This window comes from Streptomyces sp. NBC_00454, assembly GCF_041434015.1.
Taxonomy (GTDB): domain Bacteria; phylum Actinomycetota; class Actinomycetes; order Streptomycetales; family Streptomycetaceae; genus Streptomyces.
On sequence record NZ_CP107907.1, the window covers coordinates 142974 to 160808 of the forward strand.

Sequence of the window (17835 nt, forward strand, 5' to 3'; positions counted from 1 at the left end):
GGACGGCGACGAGAAGAGAACTCCGGGGCCGGCTGATCCAGACCGGGAAAGGCGGGCCGGAGGGCGTCTCAGCAGCCACTATCACTTCCCCGCCCGGCGTGGGCGAGTCGAGTGGGGGGCCTTGCTGCTCCCCCGTTTGCCGCTGTCGCCGGGACGCCGGCCGGGGGTTCGGCTCCGTCAGCGGGGGCGAGCTGGAGGGTGGACTCGCGCGACTGCGCGGTCAGGACGTGGTCGACGATGCCGGGGTAGCGGTCGCCGTACTTGGCGCGGTAGGCGGCGTCGACCGCCTCCTGGACGGACGGGTCGGCGTCCTGGAACGTCACGTCCTTGGTGATGCCGGCCGACCGGACACGGCCCTGGTGGCGGGTCTGGGCGCCGCGGAACCAGGAGCCTTCGCGTCCCTTGACGGAGCGGACGTAGATGAAGTCGCCGGTGCGGACCATCCACATGGTGACCGGGTCGCGCAGGGATCCGTCGGCGCGCTCCGATGCGAGGTCGATCTCGTCGGCCGCTGCGATGCGGTCCAGTTCGGTGTCGGTCCAGGACGTCATGACGTGCCTCCGTACGGCTGGGGAGTTACTTCCGGGCGGCCGGGCGGAGCAGCAGCACGCTGGTCACGGCGGTCGCCACCAGCAGCACCACGCCGGACATCAGGCTGATGCGCATGCCGTGCAGGAAGGTGTCCGGCTGGGCGATGAGGGCGCCGAAGACGGCGACGGCGAGGGCGCCGCCGAACTGGCGGAAGGTGTTGAGGACACCACTGGCCAGGCCCGCCTGCTCCGGCTCTACGCTCTGCAGCAGCAGACCGGTCATCGCGGGCACCGCGAGGGCGCCGCCGAGGGAGACCGGCATCATCAGGACGGCTACCAGCCAGACTGGGGTGGTGCCGGGCAGGAAGAACAGGAGCAGCAGGCCCGCCGCCATGATCCACATGCCGGCGATCATGACGGTCCTGGCGCCGAACCTCCGTACCAGGCGGGCGGTCTGAAGGGCCACGACGCCGGTCAGCACGGTCATCGGCAGGAACGCGATGCCGGTGACGAGCGCGGACAGGCCGCGCAGCTGCTGGAAGTAGAGGCTGAGCAGGAACGTCAGACCGTAGAAGCCGACATTGAAGGCGAAACCGGCGATCAGGGTGACGGACACCGCGCGGGAGCGGAAGAAGGAGAGCGGCAGCATCGGGTGGCGGCCCCGCGTCTGGGCGAGCAGGAACACCGCGAACGCCACCGCGGCCACCCCGAACGCGACGACGACCGGGGCGTGGCCGAAGCCGTACTCGCCGCCCTCGATCAGCGCGTATGTCAGGCCGCCCATGGCCAGGACCGCGCTGATCTGCCCGGTCCAGTCGAACGGCACCGGCCGCCTCGGGGAGCGTGCCGCGCGGGTGAGCAGCAGCAGGGCGACGATGCCCACCGGCAGGTTGATGAAGAAGATCCACCGCCAGTTCACCGCGGTGAGCGCGCCGCCGAGCAGAGGACCCGCGGCCGACCCGACCGAGCCGCCCAGCGCCCAGAACCCGAGGGCGCGGGTGCGCTGGTTCGCGTCCGGGTACGCCTCGCGGATCAGGGCGAGGGTGGCGGGCATCATGATCGCCGCGCCCGCGCCCTGCACCAGGCGGGCCGCGACCAGGACGGGGAGGGTCGGCGCGAGGCCGCAGGCCGCAGGCCGCCGAGGCGATCAGGAACAGCGCCATGCCCATGCCGAACGCCTGGCGGGCGCCTATCCGGTCGGAGATTGAGCCCGCGGACAGCAGCAGGGCGGCGAGCACCAGGGTGTAGCCGTCGACGACCCACTGCAGGCCGGTGATGCCGCCCCCGAGGTCGGCGCCGATGGTGGGCAGGGCGACGCTGACGATCAGCGCGTCCAGGGTGATGACGAAGAAGCCGAGCAGCGCGGCGCCCAGTGCGAAGGCGGGACTGCTGGTCCGGGGGCCGGCCGGGGCGGTCGCCCTGCCGGGGGCGGGCACCTGCGTGCTGGTCATGGCGGTTCTCCTGGTCTTCCTGGGATCCCCGGATGACGGCCGGGAACACCGGAACGGAAGTGATCCTTCAAGCTCATTCAGCGTGCGGCCTGACGGTGGGGGGTGCCGGGGCTCTGCCATGAGTCGTCAGGGGCCCCACACACGGCCCAGCCCGAGGTGTTGGAGGTGTGCTCGGTCAGCTGTCCAGGCGCCGAGCGCTCAGCCACTGGACCATCGCCGGGTCGTGGTGGTCGAAGAACAGCGATGCCCCGGTGTCCAGGGTGGCGATGGCCGCCATCTGGTCGTCCGTGAGCTCGAAGTCGAAGACGTCGATGTTCTCCGCCATGCGCTCGGCGCGCACCGACTTCGGGATCGAGGCGACGCCTAGCTGGACCGCCCAGCGCAGCACGACCTGCCCGACGGACTTCCCGTGGCTCTGGGCGATCCCACTCAGGACCGGGTTGGTGAACAGGCCGTTCTTGCCTTGGGCGAAGCCGCCCCAGGCCTGGATCTGGACCCCGTGCTCCCGCATGAGCTCCTGGTCGGCGGTGCGCTGGAAGAACGGGTGGGTCTCGATCTGGTTGACCGCGGGCGTGATGTCGTTGTTGAGGACGAGGTCGAGCAGCCGGTCGGGGTAGAAGTTCGCGACACCGATCGCCTTGGCACGGCCCTCGCGGTTCAGGTCCTCCATGGCCCGCCACTGGCCGTACACGTCGCCGTAGGGCTGGTGCATCAGGTACAGGTCGAGGTAATCGAGGCCGAGCTTCTTCAGCGACGTCTCGAAGGCCCGCTTGGTGTTCTCCTCACCGGGCGCGTCCTGGACCCACAGCTTGGTGGTGACGAACAGCTCCTCGCGCGGCACGCCGCTGTTCTTGATCGCGCGGCCGACGGCCTCCTCGTTCTGGTACGCGGCAGCGGTGTCCAGCAGTCGGTAGCCGGCCGCGAGAGCCTCGGTGACCGTCTGCTCGGTCTGCTCCGGCGGGATCTGGTAGACGCCGAAGCCGAGGATCGGCATCGCGATGCCGTTGTTCAGGGTGACGTGCTGCATGAGGGTTTCCTTCCGCGCGGGACGGGGGGTGCGGAGCACGGCCGCAGGCCGGTCAGTGCTCCGGCACGGCGGGATCTCCGTACTCGGACGGTGCGAAGCCCGCCGGTATTCACCTTCGCGCCCTTTCGTCTCCGGTGGCAGGCCGAACCGTGCCGGGGGGTGACGATCGGGGGGAGTGACAGGGCCTCCCACACCCCTGCCACGCAGGTCGGCGCGGTGTGACACTCAAGACTGTGACACTGAAGGACGTGGCATCCGAGCAGAGCAGCGGCGGTGGGGCCGAGCTGGGCCGGTTCCTGCGCGCCCGCCGTACGCAGACCACGCCCGAGCAGGTCGGCCTCGCGGTCGGCGCCGGCCTGCGCCGTACCCCCGGCCTGCGACGCGAAGAGCTGGCCACCCTCACCGGCATCAGCATCGACTACTACGTACGCCTCGAACGCGGCAAGGAGACCCGGCCCAGCCCGTCCGTCATCGACGCCCTCGCCCGCGCCCTGCAGCTGGACGATGCCGAACACCAGCACCTGCTCGAGCTGGCCGCCCGAGCCGCCCGCTACGCCCCCGAACCGCCTCCCGCCCCGAGCCGAACCGTGCGCCCGCACCTGAAATTGCTCCTGGAGACGATGCGCCCGAACCCGGCCTACATCGTCAGCCGCAGCATGGACCTGCTCGCCTGGAACCCCGGGGGGCTGGCCCTGTACGCGGGCCTGGACGACTGGCCCGCCACCCAGCGCAACCTCGCCCGCTACCTCTTCCTCCACCCCGCCGCCCGTGAGCTGTTCCCCGACTGGACGGTTCAGGTCCGCGCCTGCGTCGCCCGTCTGCGCGCCCTGGCCGGCACCGCCCCCGACGCACCCGACCTGACCGCCCTGGTCGGCGAGCTGCTCCTCAAGAGCCCCGACTTCGCCAGGCTCTGGGAGCGGTACGACGTCACCGGCCGCAAGCCCGCCCGCAAGACCTTCCACCACCCGCACGTCGGGACCTTCTCGCTCACCCCCCAGTCCATGCACCTGGAAGGCACGCCGGGCCAACGCCTCGGCGTCTACACCGCCGAGCCCGGAACCCCCGACCACGACGCCGTGCTCCTGCTCGACATGACCGCCCCCGGCCCGGGACCGGGCGGAAGCCCGGCCACGAACGATGAGCCGCAACCCCAGCCGCACACCCCGTCCTGACCCGAGGCAGAACCGGTACGCACCGCGAGGCGCCTCTCAGGGACGCCACCGGCCGAATATGGGCAAAATACATGTATGGACAGTGCGGCGGAGAACACCAGGGCCCAGGCGGCGGACACCGTGAGTGACCTCGGCGCCTACCTGCGGGCCCGCCGCGCACAGGTCACCCCCGAACAAGCCGGACTGCCCACCACCCCCGGCCTGCGCCGCACCCCCGGCCTGCGCAGGGAGGAGCTGGCCACTCTGGCCGGGATCAGCATCGACTACTACGTACGCCTGGAACGCGGCAAGGAGACCCGCCCCAGCCCCTCCGTGATCGACACCCTCGCCCGTGCCCTGCTCCTCGACGCGTACGAGCATCGGCATCTGCGCGAGCTCGCCGCCCACGCTGCCCACGTCGCCGAGCCTGCGCCTGCGCCTGCGCCCGGCCACGCCGTACGACCGCAGCTGATGCTGCTGCTCGAGTCCGTGCGCCCGAACGCGGCCTACGTCGTCAGCCGCACCCTGGACCTGCTCGCCTTCAACCCCGGCGCGCTCCGGCTCTTCGCCGGCCTGGACGAATGGCCCGCGCAGCAGCGGAACTTCGCCCGGTACGCCTTCCTCCATCCGCTCGCCCGTACCGTACTCGACGACTGGGACGAGCAGGCCCGCGCCTGCGTCGGCAGGCTCCGCGCGCTGGCCGGCACCGAGCCGGAAGCACCGGACCTGGCCGACCTGGTCGACGAACTCCTGACCAGGAGCCGGGACTTCGCCGACCTGTGGGACCGCTTCGACGTCAAACCGCACGCCCCGGACCCCAAGACCTTCCACCACCCCGACGTCGGCGACCTCCACCTCGGCTACGAGTCGATGCCACTGGAGCACAGCATGAAACAACGCTTCGTCGTATTCTTCGCCGAGCCGGGCAGCCCCGACCACGAAAAACTGACCCTCCTCGACCGGGGACGCCACGCACTGGGCCCTCGGCCGGACGGCCTCACGGTCACGACAGCCGCCCCCGGTGGCAAGCCCCCTGTCGCCGCACCCCTGCCCTCGACACCCTAACCTCGCCATTTCACTTGGTGTGGTATCGATTTCCTGGTCACGCCGGGGCACGGTTGCTGGTGGATCTTGCCGATGCCACCGGGCTGACCACCGCGTACTCCACCGCGCTCAGACCGCCTCGGCCACGCGGCACTGGGCCGGATCGCCGTCGATCTCGCGGCGATGCTCGCCGACGGCGGCGATACGCTCACGGAACTGGTCGTTCTGCGGAACCAGCACGAGGTGTTCGGCCCGGTCGCCCCCACGGCGACGGCGTTCGCGGATGCCTCCCACGAACTGCGCAGTCCGATCGCCGGCCTCCGGATGCAGCTCGAGGTCGCCTCCGCACACCCGCAACTGCTCGACCTGCCAGGCGCCGTGGACGAGACCGTACGACTCAGGTTGCCAAAGCCCTGGAAATCGAGGGATCACCGTGGCGACTGGCCCGGCTGCTCGCCAACCTCCGCAACAACGCGCAGCGGCATGCGCGGGTCTCGGCCTGGCCATCGCCCGGAACGTGGCCTGTCGCCGTGGCGACACCCTGACCGTGCACGAAGCACCCCACGGCGGCGCCGCCTTCCGGTTCCGGCTGCCGATCAGCGCTCCGGGTGGCACGGGGCTGCCGGTGTGAAGAAGCCGACGGCGGGTCTCACAGCCGTGCCACAGGCACAGGACAGTCCGCGCCTGGGGATGCCGCCTAGCGTGCCGGACATGGGTGAAAAGAGCATTGACAGGCGAAGAGTACTGATCCTCGGCGGCGCGGCCGTCGGGGCGGCGGGAGCGGCGATGGTCGGCTGCGGGAGTTCCGGCGGCAGCGCTGCGGCTCCCTCCTCCGCGTCCTCGTCGGGTGCGGTGTCCACGGGGACGGGGCAGTGCGTGCTCATGTCCAATGCGACCCAGGGGCCGTATTACCTCGATGGCGCCCTGGTACGCAAGAACATCGCGGAGGGCAAGAAGGGCGTTCCGCTCACCGTGCGACTTACGGTGCAGGACACCACGGAGTCGTGCGCCCCGGTTCCGGGCGCGGCTGTGGAGATCTGGCACTGCGATGCCTGGGGCTACTACTCCGGGTGGACCACCGCCAATCCGGGCGGCAAGGCGCCGGCGGAGAGTGAGGACAAGAGCGGCGCCGACGACAAGACCTATCTGCGCGGCTACCAGATCGCCGACGAGGACGGAGTCGTCGAGTTCACCACCATATTCCCCGGCTGGTACACCCCGCGCGTCACACATATCCACCTCAAGGTCCACACCGGAGGCCAGACGGCCGACGGCTCCTACGAGGGCGGCAAGGTCAACTACACCGGCCAACTCTTCTTCGACGACAAGTACGGGGAAGCCGTATACGCGCTGTCCCCGTACGCACAGCACACCGGCACCCCCACCAAACTCGCCGACGACATGGTCTACCCCGGAGGCGGCGCCCGGGACGGGCTGATGACCGTCACCGGCGACACCACTCAGGGGTACACCGGAACCCTCACCCTCGGCATCGACCCCGACGCCGAGAGCGGGGGCGGCGGAGCGCCGGGAGGAGTAGGCCAACCGCCGAGCGGAGCTCCCGGCGAAGGGCACGCCCCGTAGCGGCGACGCCGTGCACTACACCCGTGGTGCGCCGAGCATGTGACATGGCCAGGGAGCGGAACCATCCGCTCCCTGGCCATACGCAATTTCCGCTACGGCAACAGCCGCGGCCTCTTCTTCGACGCCACGTCCTCGACCCAGCCGCACAGCAGGACGGCCACCGCGAGCAGGAGCCACCCGATGCCGAACAGGAACCACTGGCTCTCCAGCGGCAGGTGGGCCTCCAGGGCGGGAACGTCCCAGAGACGGTCGATCAGGGGGACCGCGAGTATCAGCGCGATCTCGTGCCATAGGTAGACGGTCACGGCACGGCGATTGAAGACCGTCACGATCCGGTCGAGTCGCCTGAAACGCGCGAGGCCCGCGAAGTCGACCTTGTAGTACGCCTTGAAGTACATCAGCAGCGTCACGAAGCCGGCGCAGTAGAAGGTCTGGGCGAGGGGGATGTCGTCGAGGTCGTAACTACCCGTCTCCACCTGGTGTGTGAGCGCATACCAGGCGCCGAACGCCAGCGCCGCGAGCGACCCGGTGGCCACGGGGCCCGGCTTCATCCTCCGCAGGACCTCGTCGTGGTGCGCGAAGCCGAGGAGCCAGCAGAAGAGAAAGGTGGCGAGGTCGATGAGGCCGCCGCCGAAGCGGCTGTCGGGTGGCTCCCAAAGGAACTGGAAGACCAGGATCGGAGCCAGGGAAAGCAGCAGCACCGGGATCGGCGCCTTGCGGAACACTCGGAGCAGGAGCGGAGAGAGAAGCACGAACCACAGGTACGCACGCAGGTACCACAGGACCTCCCAGGCCTGGATACCCCACTCGTCGCCCCGGGGGTCACCGAGGGGCAGCACCCAGTACAGAGCGTCCGGGCCCGGCACCCAGCCGTGGACCACCATCGCGGCCACGACGACGAAGCCCCAGAACCAGAACGGCAGGAGCAGCCTGCGCATCCGCCCCTTGATCACCTGTAGCGCTGGGCGCTCAAGGGACTTCGCCATGAGCGTGCCTGCGAGTGCGAACATCACCCCCATGGACGGGAAGACCATGCCCGCCCAGGCCCATCCGAAGGCGTGATAGGTCACCACGCGTACGAGAGCAACGGCGCGCAGCACGTCGAAGTATCGGTCACGTCCTGCGGCAGGCCGCCGGCTCTGCGCTTCCAGCGGTTCGGGGTCCGGCGCGGACGGCGCCGCCGGCACCCGGGCCAGCCGGAGTGTGTGCACGTCCGTTCCGGGCTCCGCCGGGGCGTCCTGCCGGAGTTGCTGTCGGTACGGGCTTTGAGGGTCGTTCGGCGCAGCCGGCCACCCGGCCCCGTACCCCTGCCGCTCGGCCTCCCAGCTCATCGGCCGGCCCCCGCAGGGGTGCCGACTTCGCCCGTGCGCTTGAGTTTCTGCCAGCGCAGGCGGCCGCCGGTGAGTGCGGTGACGCAGGAGTGGATGAGGACGAGGTACATCATCTGGCGGTACGCGAGTTGCTGCAGCGGCATCATCAGGAGGTACCGGTAGCGCTCGCGGTCGAGCCGGAAGGCGTAGGCCGCACAGACGAGTTGAACGGCAAGCACCGCCAGCCAGGCGATCAGAGCGGACTTGAAGTCGACGAAGATCATCGAGTAGGCGGTGAACACGTCGATGAGCGGGGCGAACACGGGCGTGATGATCTGGAAGATCACGACCAGCGGCATGCCGACCCGGCCGAAGCGCCCCGATGGGCCCTTGTCCGTAAGGGACTTGCGGTGCTTCCAGAGCGCCTGCATGGTGCCGTAGCTCCAGCGGTAGCGCTGGCTCCACAGCTGCTTCAGCGAACCGGGCGCCTCCGTCCAGGCCTTGGCGTGCTCCTGGTAAACGACCTTCCAGCCCGCGCGGTGCATGGCGATGGTGATGTCCGTGTCCTCGGCGAGGGTGTCTTCGCTCATGCCGCCGACCTCCAGCACCGCCTCGCGGCGGAACGCGCCGATCGCGCCCGGAATCGTGGGCATGCAGCGCAGCAGGTCGTACATGCGGCGGTCGAGGTTGAAGCCCATGACGTACTCGATGTGCTGCCAGGCACCGATGACCGTGTCGCGGTTGCCGACCTTGGCGTTGCCCGCGACCGCGCCGATCTTCGGGTCGGCGAAGGGCTGCACCAGCTGCTCCACGGTGTCCGCTTCGAAGACCGTGTCGCCGTCCATCATCACGACGATGTCGTAACGGGCATGGCGCACCCCGTTGTTGAGTGCGGCCGGCTTCCCCGCGTTCTCCTGGCGGATGACACGGACGTTCGCCATGCCGAGCGACTCGGCGATCTCGCTCGTGTTGTCGGTCGATCCGTCGTCCACGACGATGATCTCGATCGGATGGGTGCTCTGCGCCAGCGACTTGAGGGTGTTGGCGATGCATTCCTTCTCGTTGTACGCGGGCACGATCACGCTCACCGGCCCGGTGACCGCCGGCCCCCAGCTGAACCGGCGCCTGTTACGGAGTCTGTAGTGGCGCCGAGCGAGGATCAGCATCATTCCGAATCGGCCGATGACGGCGACGCCGACGACCGCCAGCCCGATCGCGAGCCCCGGCACGGTCCACTCGGCCACTGCTACGGCCGCGACGAGGGCCTTGCCCTCGTACAGGGTCGCGCCCGTGGCGGTGCGGTGGGCGGCCTGGAGGCTGTTCGCCGCCCCGGGGCGCACGGCCCCCGAGGGCCGGCTTCCCGTCTGCTCGCCGCCGGGCTGCGAGCCGTTCGCCTGCTGCTCCGTCCCCGCAGCCCCGACGTCCACCGCCTGGGTGCCGCTCCTCGCCTCCTGGGTCGCACCGCTGACGGTGGTGAACGTGTAGCCCAGCGCCTTCATCTTCTTGATGTACTCGGGAAGCGCTTTGATCGTCTGACTGCGGTCACCGCCCGCGTCGTGGAAGAGGACGGAAGCGCCCTTGCCCGACGCCGGCGTGGCCGATTCGATGATCTTCGTAACACCCGGGGTCTTCCAGTCGTCGCTGTCGGTGTCCACGAAGACGCTGGTGTAGCCCTGCTCGCCGAGCTGCTTGTAGACGGGCCAGCTGTAGTCGTCGATGGCGTCCGGCTGAGAGGAATACGGAGCACGGAACAGTGTCGTCGTGATACCCGCCGCGCCCGCCAGCGCGAGCTGGGTCTGCTCCACCTCGCGGGTGACCCGGGCACTGCTCTGATACGAGAGATCGACGTGCGTGAAGGTGTGGATGCCCACCTCGCTGCCCTGATCCACCAAGTCCTTCACGATGCTCGGATTCCGGGCGACCATCGAGCCCACCAGGAAGAAGGTGCCCGGGACGCCGTTCTCCTCGAGGACCTTGAGGACCTGGGGGGTCCACGTAGGGTCCGGACCGTCATCGAAGGTCAGGACGATGGTCTTGTCCGGCACGGACGCGGACCGTGCCTGGCCGTCCCGGAAGGTCAGGATCGGCCCACCACCGAGGACCTCCTCGGAGACGTCGTCGGAGCCGGCCCCGGTACGGATACGCTCGTCGCCCCCCACCTCGGCGCGGAGATAGCCGTCGAGCAACATCACGCTGGTGAGCACGCCGAGGAGCAGCAGAGCAAGGATCACCCGCGGTTTCTGCAGGTTCGCCGCCTTGCCGGCGGCCCGCGTCATGCGGGAGGGGGCGCGCCTGCGGCCGCGCGATGATGTGGTGGTCGTCATGGGTTTCTTCGAGCTCCGGTCAGTTGGCGCTTGGGGAGGCAGGGGAAGCCGGGGCGGGAGCGGTTGCCTGCGGGGCGCCGGCAGGCTTCGCGGGCGGCGTGCCCATGCCGCCCTGCGGCCCGCCGTAACCGAGTCCCGGATCCTGGGCGCCGGGAGCCCGACCACCGCCTCCGAAGGGCAGGAGCGATGACGGGGCGAGGGATGTACCCCAGCCCATGAAGGCCATGCCGAGGACGACGGTGTAGCCGACGCAGACGGCACCGACGGCGAGACCGATCCGGCGCAGCCATCTCGCCCTGCGCCCGGAGTTGTCGACGAATACAGGTCCCTCCGCCTGTTCGTTGTGGGACTTGCGTCGACCGTGGGATGCGGAACGTCTTTCAGAGCGAGACTCAGAATGCATTACTGCAGATTAAGGCTGCTTCTTGAGACAAAACCAAGAGACTCCTATGAGGTACCTATGAGAAACGGCTCAACCTGTGAATTCCCTGAGTGAATCCACACTCGTCTGCGCAGGTCAAGACGGCAGAAAGGGCTAGATTGTCCGAATATCCACCTTCGGAAACCTGACTTTCGCCAGGCTTCATGCATCACCTGCACACCTGCTGCCGCGATGAGGGCCAGCCGCGCATGAGACATTTGCACTCCGAAAACACGGCTAGTTTTCGACCTGAGGCGGAAATTACGAGAGCAGGAGCGTGTGCAATGCGGAATTTTCTGGGGCCGTTCGCCGGGCTCGTCTGCCTGGTGGCTTTGACTTGTACCGGATGTTCCTCGGACAGGACCGCGTCAACTGACGCAGCCGCTGCGTCGAGCCCGTCCCCGGCGGATGCGTCGCCCTACACGGCCGCCGCACCCGGCACGTCCTACGCCCCCTACGTCAGCGCCACCACGGCCTCCGCCAACGACACCGCCGGCTCCCCGTCCGCGTACAACCTGGCCTTCGCCATCTCGGACCGCAGCAGCTGCGCACCGAAATGGGACGGGAGCCATGCCATCGACGACCCCGCAGTGAAGTCCCGTATCTCGGCACTGACATCGTCCGGCAGCAGCGTGCGCGTATCGTTCGGTGGCGCCTCCGGCACGGAGCTCGCATCGGTCTGCGCCGACGCGTCCGCGCTTGCCGGTGCCTACGCAGCAGCGCTCGACGCCGCCGGGTCGACACAGGCCGACTTCGACATCGAGGGCGACGACCTCACCGACTCCGACGCGGTCGCGATGCGCTCCGAGGCCATCGCACTGCTCCAGCAGGAGCGCACCGACTTGGCGGTCTCCTTCACCCTGCCCGTCATGCCCTCCGGGCTCGACGACGACAGCCTGGCGCTACTGCGGTCCGCCAACGACAACGGCGTGAAAGTGGCCACCGTCAACATCATGACGATGAACTACGGCTCCACGTACACCGGGGATATGGGCGACTATGCAATTGCCTCCGCCCAGGCCGCCCACAACCAACTGCAGGAGGTCTTCGGCCTCTCCTCCGACGGCGCCTGGCACGGCCTCGCCCTCACCTCGATGATCGGCGACAACGACATCACCGGCGAGACGTTCACCCTTGCCGACGCGGCCCGGGTCCGCTCCTTCGCCGAAGACAAGGGCATCGCCTGGGTGTCGATGTGGTCAACCTTCCGCGACCAGCAGTGCGAAGACGGTGACACCTCGTCGGACGACGCGGCAACGAACTGCAGTGGGGTACCGCAGAGCGCCGGGGCCTTCTCGGAGGCATTCTCCGGCTGAGGCCCTGCAGTGGGCCTGGCCGGCCGGACGGTCAATAGTGATGTTGCGACGACCAATTGAATCCGCCGTCTACATAACGGGGTGAAGCCCGCACCTACCGAAACGGCAGGAGCGTCCATTTCCACGGCGAGGACTACCTCCATCGGCTTCTGGCTCTCTTTGGGCCCATCCAGCACCGTCTTCGCCCTCGCAGTCCTGCTCTCCCCGGGCACCAAGGCACTCGCCGGAATCCAGAACTGGCCGTGTCCGCTCTCAACGGGTCGGCAAGGGTCCCGGTCAGTCTCAGCTGGCCAACGGGCGCGCCGTGACCCCGTGGGCCGGATCCTGACCGGCGCCGGTTGCCAGAACGCGCACTTCCGACCGGTCGCTGATCTCCGCCTGAACAATGCCAGTGGCGTCCTCGTAGATGGGGTGGCCTCCTGGTCCCGTCCGGCCGGTGACGGTCACCTCGACGGTGTCCTGGCCGCCTTCAAGGCCGCCGGGGAACACCAGCTCGTACCTTCGCGGCATCCGGTCTCCCGTGTTGGCTCTGCGTACGCGCTCCTGGTCGATCGGCGGCGCCGTCGAGCCCGTGCCCACCCTGGAGGCCGCTCCTGGAGCCCTCCCGTGATCATCAACGGTGCCACCCTGGTGCTGCAGAGGAGGAGCCTGCGCGGGACCGTCAGGATCAGGGCGATTGCCTTCAGCCTTGCCACTCAAGCGCCTCTCCTGTCTCTGTCAACGATCTCTCCCACCTGGCCCCGACATCACCCAGTCGCCAGAGGGTGCAAGGGCGGCTGCTAGAGGTCCCGCCTCGCGGACTCTGAGTAAAGGAGTGATCGCTCAACGCAATTCTCTCAGCCTCTGCCCCGCAGCGCCTCTCGCCGGCGGCTCCTTGTCTGGGCCAAGCCGAGAGGCCGCGCAGACACCGCAGGAGCGCCCGTCACCGGTGTCCTCGCGCCGTAGCCGGATCCAGAGGAAGAGATCTCGGCACGGTCCGCTTCGTCGATCTCGACCCGTCGCCGTCGCGGTGCCGAGCGGAAATCTTCGGCTGATCAAAGCGGAATTCGGCCATCTGGACTCGGACCCCGCGGTGCCCGGTGTGCGCCTTCTCCGACATGACGCTCGCGGGGCGCAATCCGGGCCGGATCATCCCCGGGGTCCCCCTGTCCTTTGCCGACGCCCACCCGTCCGGGCACGTCCGCATCATCGGCGAACCCATCCGGCCGGGGCGCACCCCGCGGGAGTACCCGGCGTGCGTCCAGCACGAAGCCCTGATCAACGCCGCCTTCCACGGTCGTGGCGTGACCGCCCTGTGCCCGTACGACGCGGAACGCCTGCCCCCGAGGTACTCGCCGACGCGTGCGCCACCCAGCCGCGCCCTCGCACAGAGCAACGATCCGCTGACCCACCCCGGCGACGCCGCGGCCTTCGAGTTCGACGAAGGGCATCTGCACGGCGCACGCTTCTTCGCCACCCGGATCGCGTCGCGACTCGGCATGGCCGAGGAGGCCCGTGCGGCGCCATCGCTGACCGTGGCCGAGCTGACTACGAACAGCGTGGTGCACGGCAGCGGCAACGAGACCCTGCGGCTCTGGGCCGAGAGAGATCAACTGGTGTACGAAGTACGGGACCCCGGGCTGCTGCGCGATCCCCTCGCCGGCCGCCGCCTCCCCCGGTCGAGCGGCCGAGAGGACGCGGACTGCTCCTAGTCAACGAGTGCGCCACGCTGGTGCGCATCCACACCGGTCCCCCGGGAACTACGGTCCAGGCCTATCTCGACCTGCGGCCCACAGCCCTGCCGTGCCGTGACTCCCGGCGACCACCGAACACATATCGGAGGGTTCAGGTACGGGGATCCCGGTCCCGGGCGGCCGCTCCCTGTCGATCCACTACTGGATCCGCCCCTGCGGACCCACTGCTTCCAGAGGCTGATGGTGCCCGGTACGGCCATACCTTGGGAGCACCAACTGCCTTCGCCGCCCTTTGCACCGCATCGCAGGGCGCGCACGTGAAAATCCGGCGGCCAGGTGACTTCGAAGCGTCGGCCGCCGGACTCTGAAGTTCAGTTGTTATTGTTGTTATTATCCGCCCCGCCGCCGCCATTGTTGTTATTGTTGTTGCTCTTATTATTCTTGCGTGGTTGGAAGCGTCGTCACTTCCAACCAGCACAACGAGCGACCCGGCGAAGGTTCCCGGTCGCAGCACTAGCGTCAGCCTGGCCACGCCGTCGTACTCGCCATCCTCGACGCGCTCCTCGTGCACAGGCCCGAACTCCCCCGCCCTGTCGCGGAGTTTCACCTCAGCGCCTCGCTCGTACCAGCGCCGGGCCAGAGCGAGCAGCCGTTCTCGTTCGGCGTCGGGGAGCCGCTGGAGCGGATCGTCCCCCGGCAGGGCTCTAGTCATCGCCGGCGAGCCGCCGTCGACCGCCCGCAGGAGGGGTCGTCGCGCCCGGCAGTCCACGGTCCGGGTCCGCGCCGCCCCCGACCAGCGCACCCGCGACAACGGCGTCATAGGCGGCGACCGCCAGCACAATACGGGCGGACCGTCGCCCGTGACCGTGTCCGGATCCGCGCCCGCCTCCAGCAGTACGGTCACCGCCTCCGCATCCCCCCGCCACGAGGTCCGATCCGGACTCCATCGCACAACCACCCCGCCTTTACCGACGTTCAGCACCCGATGCTGCCGCCGCATCATCAACACCAGTCCTGAGATCGGGAAGACCCACATCGACGATCGGGGCCTGGCCCGACTCAAGGTGGCCCGGCCGACCGCCAGCGTTCGGACTGCCAACAGGGGTTGAGCGGGTAGCAGCCGGTCCCTTCGTATGGCTCCTCCGGGCCCAGGCGGATCATCCGCTCCCGCGCCGGCAGTTCGGTGCGGGCGAGGGCTACCGGGACGCCCCACCCGTGGACGGGTCGGCGACCAGGCGGAAGATGTCGCGCGTCGGGTGCACGTCGACCGGGATCCCCGTACCGACTTCGATGATCTCCTCCCCGGCGACGAGGTGGCTCGTGGCGAACGGCGGCCGGCCCGGCACGGTGACCAGCATCCGGACCCTGGTGCAACGTTCATCCTCGCCGCACCACACGCGCTGTGCGGACGTGACCCTGCCCGTGACGCGCACGCCGCCCGTGTCCAGGTCGCGCCACACGCGCTGCTCGCGCACGGTGCCGACGATGGCCAGGACCAGGACGACCACGGTGAAAGGGGTCCACACGAGGCCGGTCACAACGACTCCCAGCCTGTCGTCGTCGGGGACGTACCCGCCGATGCCAGCCAGCAGGATCACGGGACCGGCACACACGACCAGGAGCCCTAGCCCCGTCCAGACCGGCTGCTCGAAATAGCTCGGCGGACGATTCACCGGTCCTTCGGCCTCGGCTATTCCACCGCTCGTCACAGCGTGGCCCGCCCACCGCCGGGAGGGGAATCCGAAGTATCTCGCAAGCGTCCTGACACAGGCGGAGTCTAACGGACTTGATCCTGTCGACGCGGGGAAACCGGGAGCAGTGCGGGCCGATCGCGGCGGTGACTGAATCGAAGACAGTCGGGTGCAGCGCACTGATCGGGCGACTGGGTTTGGACGCCAACGGGTCAACGGGTGCGGCTCGTCTCGAGTGAGGTAGGTGTGCTGTCTCGTGAGGTTGGTGCCGCTAGGTCGTCTCTTTCGGATCTTGTCGGTCAGGTCCGCGTCCTCCGGTGCCGTGCCTCGCCGTGCTGCCGGGGCTCCCGCGTACTGGACGTACTCGGGTGCCCCGGCAGTGCGGCGAGGTGCGGCACCGGGCGGCGCGGACCCGACAAGATCCGAAAGAGACGGCCTAGGCGGAACCGGTGGCGCTGGTCGGGAGAGCCTGCTGATAGAGCGCCACCAACACGCCGTGCACGGGCTCGTCCTCTGCATCTTCCTCGGCCTCGTCGACCAGTTGGGCGAGGGCCTCACCGAGTTCTCTCGCCCTCGCGGGGCTGAGACGCAGGTGGCGTAGTGTCAGGTGAGTTTCGGCGGGAGAGCGGTCCAGCTCCTGGGCGACCGCGGCGAGCATCGCGGCGGTGCCTGCCGCTTGGGGTTCGGCGACGACCATGTGGCGTGCCGTGCGCCGGTAGTACTGCTCGGTGCCGCCGCGGACCTGGCGGGTCTCGGCGACGTGGACCAGCCCGGCTTCGCGGAGCACTTTGAGATGGTGGGCCACGTTGCCCTTCTTCTCGTCGAGCTGCGCCGCAAGCCGGCTGGCAGTGGCAGGCTGGTGTCCCAGGGCGAAGAGCAACCGCTGACGCAACGGGTGGGCGAGTGCCGCGAACTGCTCGGGCGCACCGATCTCCAGGACGTCCTCAGGAGACGGTGGACAGGGCGGCTGATCGCGCATGCCTGAAGTGTCTAAATTCGTTGACGCTTTCGCAAGGGCGGTGCTCTACTCCCGCCATGACGACTTCGACGAACCTTCAGCCTGCCCCTGTCATCGACGAGACGGCCCGGCTCCTGACAGAGCACTACGTCTTCCCCGAGATAGCCGAGCAACTCGCCGACCTGCTGCAACGACGCCTCGCTGAGGGCGCCTACGACGTCGACGGCGCCGAGGAGCTCGCCCGGCTGGTCACCGCGGACCTGCAGTCCGCCAACGGTGACCGACACCTGAGACTGAAGCACCACGCCGACCCGGTGCCCCCCAAGGAGGGAGCGGCCACCCTGGAGGCCATGCGCCGGGATTTCGACACCTCACTGGGCGGTGCACCCCGGGTGGAGTTGCTCGACGGAGGGGTCGCCGTACTGGAGCTGGCACCGATGCTGTTTCCGCTGGAGTGGGCCGCCGAGCCGCTGACCGCCGCGCTCACCCTGGCCTCCCGCGCCCAGGCGCTGATCGTGGACCTTCGCGCCAACCGGGGCGGCGACCCGGACGCGGTCGCATTCGTCTGCAGCTACCTGCTCGACGAGCGCACCCACCTCAACACCATGTACTGGCGCGGTGGCGAGCGCACCGAGCAGTCCTGGAGCCTGCCGTACGTTCCCGGCGCACGCTTCGGCGGCAGCAAGCCGCTGTACGTGCTGTCCAGCGAGAGCACCTTCTCTGCCGCCGAGGAGCTGGCGTACAACCTCCAGCAGCTCGGCCGCGCCATAGTCGTCGGCGAGCCCACCCGCGGCGGCGCGCACCCGTGCCAGGGGTGGACCGTGCACCCCCACCTGGAAGCCACCGTCCCCGTCGGCCGAGCCATCAACCCCGTCTCCGGCACGAACTGGGAGGGCGTCGGTGTGCAGCCGGACGTCCCTTGCGCTGCTGCCGACTCACTCGCCCACGCGCACGCACTGGCCCTCGCCCGACTGGCAGGCTGACCCAGCCCAGCACGGCCGATAGACAGCACTCCGCGCAACGCCTGCCCCGGCACAGCTCCTTCGGCTCGATCACCGTACCCATGGGAAACTCCGCCGACTGGAGCAGCCGCCCGCCCTTCCAACGCCCGACCACAATCCCAGGCGGCTACCCGGACCGCCCTGACCCGGGCGAGCGGCACGTCCCGGTCAGCGGTCCCAGGGAACGGCGGCAAACACCGGGCCGTCGACGGCCCGTTCCAGGCGGTATCGCCTGAGGGCCCGATCGAAGCGGGCCGGCTGCCCGGCGGGGCTCCGCGGAGGTCGGCGATCACCGCACCGTCCGGCACCCGCTCGGCGAGGCCGGCAACCACCGGGTCCGTGCCGGGGCCGCCC

General features: G+C 69.2%; 13 protein-coding genes and 2 pseudogenes. 7 read left to right on the top strand and 8 right to left on the bottom strand.

All coding sequences use genetic code 11. From position 1 onward, the window contains the following. Positions 1–68: 68 nt before the first annotated feature. The 3 genes and pseudogenes from OHU74_RS00660 to OHU74_RS00670 form a co-directional block, all read right to left on the bottom strand. The gene (locus OHU74_RS00660; protein WP_371614024.1) at positions 69–551 is read right to left on the bottom strand and encodes a DUF2255 family protein; all 483 of its coding nucleotides are present in this window, start codon (positions 549–551) and stop codon (positions 69–71) included. Positions 552–576: 25 nt separating this feature from the next. Further along, a pseudogene (locus OHU74_RS00665) lies at positions 577–1981 on the bottom strand (MFS transporter). 175 nt (positions 1982–2156) lie between these two features. Then, complete coding sequence (locus OHU74_RS00670) at positions 2157–3008, bottom strand: aldo/keto reductase (RefSeq protein WP_371614025.1); 852 nt, start codon at positions 3006–3008, stop codon at positions 2157–2159. Between the two features lie 248 nt (positions 3009–3256). On the opposite strand from OHU74_RS00670, the gene OHU74_RS00675 reads away from it, so the two are divergent. The 4 genes and pseudogenes from OHU74_RS00675 (at position 3257) to OHU74_RS00690 (ending at position 6787) form a co-directional block, all read left to right on the top strand. Beyond that, positions 3257–4180, top strand: a complete 924-nt coding sequence (locus OHU74_RS00675; RefSeq protein ID WP_371619523.1) for a helix-turn-helix transcriptional regulator — start codon at positions 3257–3259, stop codon at positions 4178–4180. 75 nt (positions 4181–4255) lie between these two features. Then, complete coding sequence (locus OHU74_RS00680; RefSeq protein ID WP_371614026.1) at positions 4256–5224, top strand: helix-turn-helix domain-containing protein; 969 nt, start codon at positions 4256–4258, stop codon at positions 5222–5224. Between the two features lie 258 nt (positions 5225–5482). After that, positions 5483–5834, top strand: a pseudogene (locus tag OHU74_RS00685) (hypothetical protein); the annotation flags it as partial. A gap of 80 nt (positions 5835–5914) precedes the next feature. Next, positions 5915–6787, top strand: coding sequence for an intradiol ring-cleavage dioxygenase (locus tag OHU74_RS00690; protein WP_371614027.1), 873 nt, complete (start codon positions 5915–5917; stop codon positions 6785–6787). A 92-nt stretch (positions 6788–6879) separates the two neighbouring features. Here the strand turns inward: OHU74_RS00690 and OHU74_RS00695 are convergent, their stop codons facing one another. Next, a complete protein-coding gene (locus tag OHU74_RS00695) occupies positions 6880–8118 on the bottom strand; it encodes an acyltransferase (RefSeq protein ID WP_371614028.1) in 1239 nt (412 codons plus the stop codon). Further along, positions 8115–10421, bottom strand: coding sequence for a bifunctional polysaccharide deacetylase/glycosyltransferase family 2 protein (locus OHU74_RS00700; protein WP_371614029.1), 2307 nt, complete (start codon positions 10419–10421; stop codon positions 8115–8117). Before OHU74_RS00700 ends, OHU74_RS00695 begins: the two co-directional genes overlap by 4 nt. A 705-nt stretch (positions 10422–11126) precedes the next feature. Between OHU74_RS00700 and OHU74_RS00705 the strand changes: the two genes are divergently transcribed. Beyond that, positions 11127–12158 carry a chitinase gene (locus tag OHU74_RS00705; RefSeq protein ID WP_371614030.1) on the top strand — a complete coding sequence of 344 codons (1032 nt, stop codon included), beginning with the start codon at positions 11127–11129 and terminating at the stop codon, positions 12156–12158. A 282-nt stretch (positions 12159–12440) separates the two neighbouring features. On the opposite strand, the gene OHU74_RS00710 is transcribed toward OHU74_RS00705, so the two are convergent. Then, positions 12441–12737, bottom strand: a complete 297-nt coding sequence (locus OHU74_RS00710; protein ID WP_371614031.1) for a DUF6296 family protein — start codon at positions 12735–12737, stop codon at positions 12441–12443. Between the two features lie 518 nt (positions 12738–13255). Between OHU74_RS00710 and OHU74_RS00715 the strand changes: the two genes are divergently transcribed. Continuing rightward, positions 13256–13849 (top strand): MEDS domain-containing protein, encoded by a 594-nt coding sequence (locus OHU74_RS00715; protein ID WP_371614032.1) that lies wholly within the window; start codon positions 13256–13258, stop codon positions 13847–13849. Positions 13850–15027: 1178 nt separating this feature from the next. On the opposite strand, the gene OHU74_RS00720 is transcribed toward OHU74_RS00715, so the two are convergent. Continuing rightward, positions 15028–15429, bottom strand: coding sequence for a hypothetical protein (locus tag OHU74_RS00720; protein ID WP_371614033.1), 402 nt, complete (start codon positions 15427–15429; stop codon positions 15028–15030). Between the two features lie 529 nt (positions 15430–15958). Beyond that, positions 15959–16501 (bottom strand): ArsR/SmtB family transcription factor, encoded by a 543-nt coding sequence (locus OHU74_RS00725; RefSeq protein WP_371614034.1) that lies wholly within the window; start codon positions 16499–16501, stop codon positions 15959–15961. Between the two features lie 56 nt (positions 16502–16557). Between OHU74_RS00725 and OHU74_RS00730 the strand changes: the two genes are divergently transcribed. Beyond that, the gene (locus OHU74_RS00730) at positions 16558–17463 is read left to right on the top strand and encodes a S41 family peptidase (RefSeq protein WP_371614035.1); all 906 of its coding nucleotides are present in this window, start codon (positions 16558–16560) and stop codon (positions 17461–17463) included. The last annotated feature ends 372 nt before the right edge of the window (positions 17464–17835 follow it).